The sequence below is a fragment of the Moraxella sp. TY6 genome, assembly GCF_048551375.1.
Classification (GTDB): domain Bacteria; phylum Pseudomonadota; class Gammaproteobacteria; order Pseudomonadales; family Moraxellaceae; genus Faucicola.
The window spans coordinates 83004-89182 of the sequence record NZ_JBLYZJ010000010.1; the positions used below are offsets into that span (position 1 = coordinate 83004).

Consider the following 6179-nt stretch of genomic DNA (forward strand, 5'->3'; position numbering starts at 1 on the left):
CTTATGTACGTTGATTTAGACGGCGGATTTCATCAATTACCCATTGTTTATTACTTTCTCGTTGCAAAATCAAGGTGTTGGTGCGGTACAACGCCAATGCCCCTACCAAAAAATAACATCCCAACATCATAATCAATAACGGAATCCACATATCGGCTGGCATTTTTGGGCGTTCGGTGACGGTAAAAGTCGAGCCTTGGTGCAAGGTATTCCACCAATTGACCGAGTATTTGATAATCGGCAAATTAACTGCCCCCACGATGGATAAAATTGCTGCTGCCTTGCCTCGACTGGCAGTGTGTTCAAAGGCGACAAACAACGCCATCACCCCTGCATACAAAAACGCCAAAATTAGCATCGAAGTCAAACGAGCATCCCAAACCCAGTATGTTCCCCATGTGGGTTTTGCCCAAATCGAGCCTGTCAATAGGCTGAGTACGCACAAGATAAAGCCAATCGGTGCGATGGCTTGGGCGACTAGATTAGCGGTTTTGACTTTCCATACGAGGTAAATCACGCCTAAAATCGCCATACCGAGATAAATTGACATGGCAAGGCTAGCCGTTGGCACGTGGATAAAGATAATGCGGTAGCTATTGCCTTGTAGGTAGTCTGGCGGTGCAAAGCCGAGCCCCCAAATCGTACCAATGGAGAGCAAAATAAAGGCGATGGCAGACAGGTATTTGACCCAAGGGGCAAAGATACGGTAAAACTCTTTTGTGCCGACCGTTTTGAGAAAGCCTTGCCAAAGTCGAGCGAAAAAGCCTTGTTTTGGAATCGAGGTGGTTTCTGCCATTGTTGGGTTGCCTTTGTGGAATGGGGTTTGGATTAGGGATTTAAGGTGTCTATTTTACTGGTTTTTTGGGGTAAAGACAAAAATTCTTGTAAATTCAAATGAGCAAAAGGTATTAGGCAGTGGTAATAAAAAACCCACCGCATTGACGGTGGGTTTTGATGCTAAAAACAATTAAATGGATGGCTTATAGTATGATGTGGGTAATGGTTTCAGAAATATATAATGTCGCACCATTAGTAGCCGTATATAAGTCAAATCCTTCTCGAACCAATGCTTTAGTTGCATCGTTAGCTGATAACACAGCTTCATCAGCTTTGGTAAATCCTGTCGCTGTCACGGTATCTGAGGCATCACCAAGAATATCCAATGTTTTACCTGTACTATTGATATTCAATACATCAGCAGCGGTAATCGTTAGACTTTCAGTAGTACCATTCTTCATACTTAGGACTTCAAAGTCTTTTGCAATTGTACCTGTTAGGTTAATATTACTATTGACTTTGATTGTACCGTCTGGTTCTTGGTAAGGTGTACCTACTAACACCAAGGTGTCATAACCCTCATCACCATCAACGACTGTATCAGCTGGGTCATAAACAATATCATCATTACCTGCATCACCATATAATTTATCAGCACCTGCTTCACCAATAATGGTATCATCACCAGCACCACCACGTAGCTCATCACCTGATAGTGATGTGCCAATGATATAATCGTGATCTTTTGTACCTCCAAATACACGTGCTGTTAATCCCTTTGTATAGTCATTAAAATTGATAACAACGGTATCTTTAATGGTGTCACCATCATTATCAGTATAACTATAATTATAAACAACTTGGTCTGGCTTATTTATATCTACTTGTTTTGAGATATCAGAAGCACCGTGGAACTCATAGCTACCATCTGTTTTACCAATAAATGTACCATACTTAGACTTAAATGTGTACGTATTAGCATTGGTATCACTATCTGCAACATCTGCTGACCAAATGACTTTTTGAGCCGTTAAGTCTAGTAATGAGGTATCTTTCACCACGTCACCACCTCTTTTGAACTCAGTGGCATTGGTTAGGTCATTACTTGCATCTGGATTTGGATCTAGCGGAATCAAGGTTGCTGATAGCTTAAATCCATTAGTAGAATTTTCATTGGAATTAATAATTACTACTTTACCAGATGCAACGTCTTCACGTGTGATACCATCTAGTTGCGTATGAATCATTGTTGCAACCTTAGTGTTATAGACTCTATAACCCCCAGTATAGTCATCTACGTTGTAATTAGCCTCCATTTTTTTGAGAAGATCAAAATTATCAATACTCTCATTAAGTATGCCACTACCAGTGGTTTTTTCTGGCTTATTCAACAATAACTGATAGCGTTTACCATCAATTAGTAAGGTTGACTCCTGTGGTTTAAATACGACGAAGTCATCCGCTGTGTAGCCATACTGGAAACTCGTGGGCAAATCTTTAGGGGTGGTACTTGAATCACGATTAGGCGTTTCAATATGCCGCAAATCAAAAATCGTTTGTACAGTTGCAATATCTGTATTAACTTGAACCTTAAAGTCAACGTGCATATCAATAGTTTCTAGACCTTTCTCAACGTAAATACCCTTGTTATCATGGGTGAAAGTCCCTAAGCTAAATGGAATACTTAGCCCCTCTATCGGCTTATCAATCATGGTGTCATCTTCAAAGATACTGTATGAAGCACGTGGCTGACCAGTTCCACCTGGATTACCCCATTCAACCTTCTCATAATAAGGATCTCGAGGATCGTCTAAGTTTGATTTAACAAAGTTAGCAGCATCGGTTGTCGAGCTAGTCTGTGGATCAGTGAAACCAGTTGAAATACTGACAAGTTTCACATTATCGACAGGTACATCAATAACGTGGGTACTAACACCAGAGATTGGCATGTCATCTTCGACTACAGTAACAACTTTATTTTCACGGGCAAGCTCAGTATTCCCCTGCTTCACTACGATACCAAAATTAATGGGGAAATTATCCTCAATATCTTTGCCGGGATGGTCAATTGGTGCATGAAGTGTTGTGGTATAAGCATATGAAATACCTGTTGCTGTGGTTGATTTCGCACCCACTTGAACGGTTAACACCAGTTCACCATTAGGTATCCTACCTTCCCATGTCGTGTTATTATTGCTAGGCGTCCATGATACAGGTTGCTTACCACTTGTAACAACAGTAGTTGGTGCAGTCAACTCAAGCGTTACATCAAGTTGAGGGTCAATGTTTTTCACACGGATTGAACCTGATTCAATCGTTTTATTTGTCGAGTCAATACCTACAGGATTATCATCCTTATTACCACCATCTAGGCCTTCTTCAGATACATGAGCTGGTGGATCTAACTCAATGATAGGCGTATCTTTTGATGGATTAGTTGGGGTATCTGGTGTCGGTGTGACACCATCCGTTGTACCATTATCATAAATCGTGGTAGTAACGGACTGTTTAGCCGTATTCGTAGTTCTAACATCTGTGTTATTCACTGTGGCTGATACGAGGTCAACTCTGTAAGTTTCAGCACCTTCGTACATACCATCATTCACAATCGGTGTTTCTACTTGGATTGTTGAACCAACTGGCATATTAACGGTATAGTTACCGGAGGCATCTGGACTCACTGTAACTGGTGTACGAGTGCCTGCTACATCAACAGTATATACTGTAATCGCTGGTTGTAAATCCGCATTTTCAGTGGTTAAGCCAGTCGCTGTTTCACCTGTCAATACCTTGAAGGTAACACTGATAGGGTCAGTGGTGGTTTTGCCATTGTCAATAGCGATGGTGTAGGTTGGGACAGTTTTACCATCTGCTGTTGTGCCATTTTCGTTGGTATTAGTAGTCCCTGTGATAGAAACGGAAGGTTTATCGCCATCAGTGGTACTACCGTCACTTGGATTGGCATTATCTTCATCAAAGATTGTACCTTCTGCTTTTTGTTTTGCAGGGTCAATGCTGGCATTGCTAGGCGTTTGCAATCCAAGTTCTAACTTTTCACTGACTTCATAAATATTATCATTAACAATGGTGAAGTCAATGGTAATGGTTTTACTTGGGTCAGTGTTGGCTGGAATGGTAAGTTCTTTGCCATTCGTTAGGAAGTCAGTAATATTGTCTTTGCCTTCAATAATAGTTTGAGTACCATCAATGTTGGTAATGACAATTTTACTAAAGTCATCAGCACTAACTTTGGTTTCAGTTGTTGGTTTTACGGTCACTTTAGTATCAAAGTTGCTTTGGTTATTTTGTGCAACTGTGTAAATAAGTGTGTTATCGCTACTACCCTCTACTGCTTTATTGTCAGTTGGTGCGGTAATACTAACAACTGGTTTATCACCGTCCGTTGGGTCACTCGGATCATTAGGATTGTTTGGATTATCACCAAGATTATCTGATTGATCTTCGTCAAGAATTTTTCCTGTTGCTGTAGTAGTGCCTTGGGCTGCATTAGTTGTGCCACTGATATTCAAAGACAATGATTCAGATTTTTCATAAATCGTATCATCTTTTGGTACGATAGTGAAAGTCGGCATACTGGCGTCCGTTGCACTTGCAGGAACAGTAACTTTATAACCTGCTTGTAATTCTGCCAATGTTACGGGATGCTCAACACCTGCACTGTCAGTATACTTAATGCTTGCTATATCATCAGCTTCAACTTCATTTAGCACCAATTTAACAATGGTCGTGATATCTGAAATAGTATCGCCATCACGTGAAACCTTAAAGATTAGATTGTCACCGGCTTTACCTTCAACCGCAGTGTCATCAATAGCACTAATATTAAGAACTGGTCTATCTTTACCAAAATTTGGATCATTTGGGTTAAGAGGGGTTATGCCATCTGTTGTACCATCATCATAAATGGTGGCAGTCGCAACTGGATTGACTGTGCCTAATGTGATGTTACCAGTCGTTGCACTAACAATCTCAATTTGATATGCCTCTGGACCTTCAAACGCACTATTATCTAACACTGGTACTTTAATAGTGACGCTAGTCTGATTTGGTAGAATAGTAACTGTACCTGTGTAAGTACCATCAGCTTGTTTGGTTACAGTAACAGGTGTACCATCAGCTAAGGTAATGGCTGTCGGATTAAAGTCATCAACCGCACCGTCTGTTCCAGCAATTGCTTTAAATACATCCGTGCCTTGCGTGATTTTGAATGTCACTTCAGTTGGTGTAGTACTGGTTACACCGTTGCTAATTGAGAAGGTATGTGTCAATGTCGCTGGTTGACCATCTGTACCCACTTCATTGGTGGTTTTATTGCCGTCAAGAGTAACGACAGGCTGGTCACCTTTGGTATCAAGGGGTGGGTTGGTTGGGCTAATTGGCTGAGTTGGGTCTTTCGGCACTGGGTCTTTGGGTGGATTGGTTGGGCTTTCTGGTTGACTTGGATTGGTCAACGCAGGTTCATCATAAATCACACCATTGGCATTACCAATGCCGATGTCTGCATTTTGTACATTACTGAGTTTGACAGTAATGGCTTCACTGGTTTCTGGTAAGTTGTCATCTTTAGCAATCACAGTGATGACCGGTTTGCTGTCACCTGTTAGGCTAACAGGTACGCCTGCACCAAAGAAGTCAGCTACTGATACTTCTTGACCGTTAACCAAGACTTTTTCTACGTCTTCTGCTTTTACAACGCTCGCTGGGTCAACACTCACATTGGCAGTCACGGTCACACCCGGTTCAATTGGGGCAACACTACCAACGGTAAAGGTCATTTGTCCGTCTTTGTCGGTCGCAGGATTGGTGCTTCCTTCAATCGCAACAGGGTCTGTGGCTGTGATGTTAATCACAGGTTTATCACCTGTTGTATCAGTCGGTGGGTTGTTTGGTCCAATCGGTTGACTTGGGTCAGTTGGTACTGGCTCTTTAGGTGGATTGTTTGGACCTTCTGGTTGTGTTGGGTCAGTCAACGCAGGTTCGTCATATACCACTGCTTTAGCACTGTCTGTACCTAAGGTTACTTTACTGACAGGGTTAGTTGGGTTGGTAATGACCAACAACATGTCTTCTTTGCCTTCAAAACTACCCTCATCTTTAACGTTAAAGGTGATGGTTGGACCGTCAGTTTGACCCGGTGGAATTGTGACATCCACGCCTTTAGTAAAGAAGTCTGCCAAAGAAACGGTTACAGTGCTACCGTCTTTATTGGTGATGGTAACGGTATCAAAGTCGTTAGCATCTACAGGCTTGGTAAGCCCTGTTGTACTTGGTTGTACATGTACGGTAGTGATACCACTGACAGGCTCATCTTGACTTACCACAAAGCTGAGGGTGTTGTCTTTACCTTCAATCGCTGTATCGTCAGTCGCTTTGATTGATAC

2 protein-coding genes are annotated in these 6179 nt (G+C 41.8%); both read right to left on the reverse strand.

The annotated features are described in order from the left end of the window. Position 1: 1 nt before the first annotated feature. Positions 2–796, reverse strand: a complete 795-nt coding sequence (locus tag ACK1U4_RS08930; RefSeq protein ID WP_419401177.1) for a heme ABC transporter permease — start codon at positions 794–796, stop codon at positions 2–4. 184 nt (positions 797–980) lie between these two features. Further along, on the reverse strand, positions 981–6179 hold a 5199-nt coding region (locus tag ACK1U4_RS08935; RefSeq protein WP_419421668.1), incomplete at its 5' end, for a Calx-beta domain-containing protein.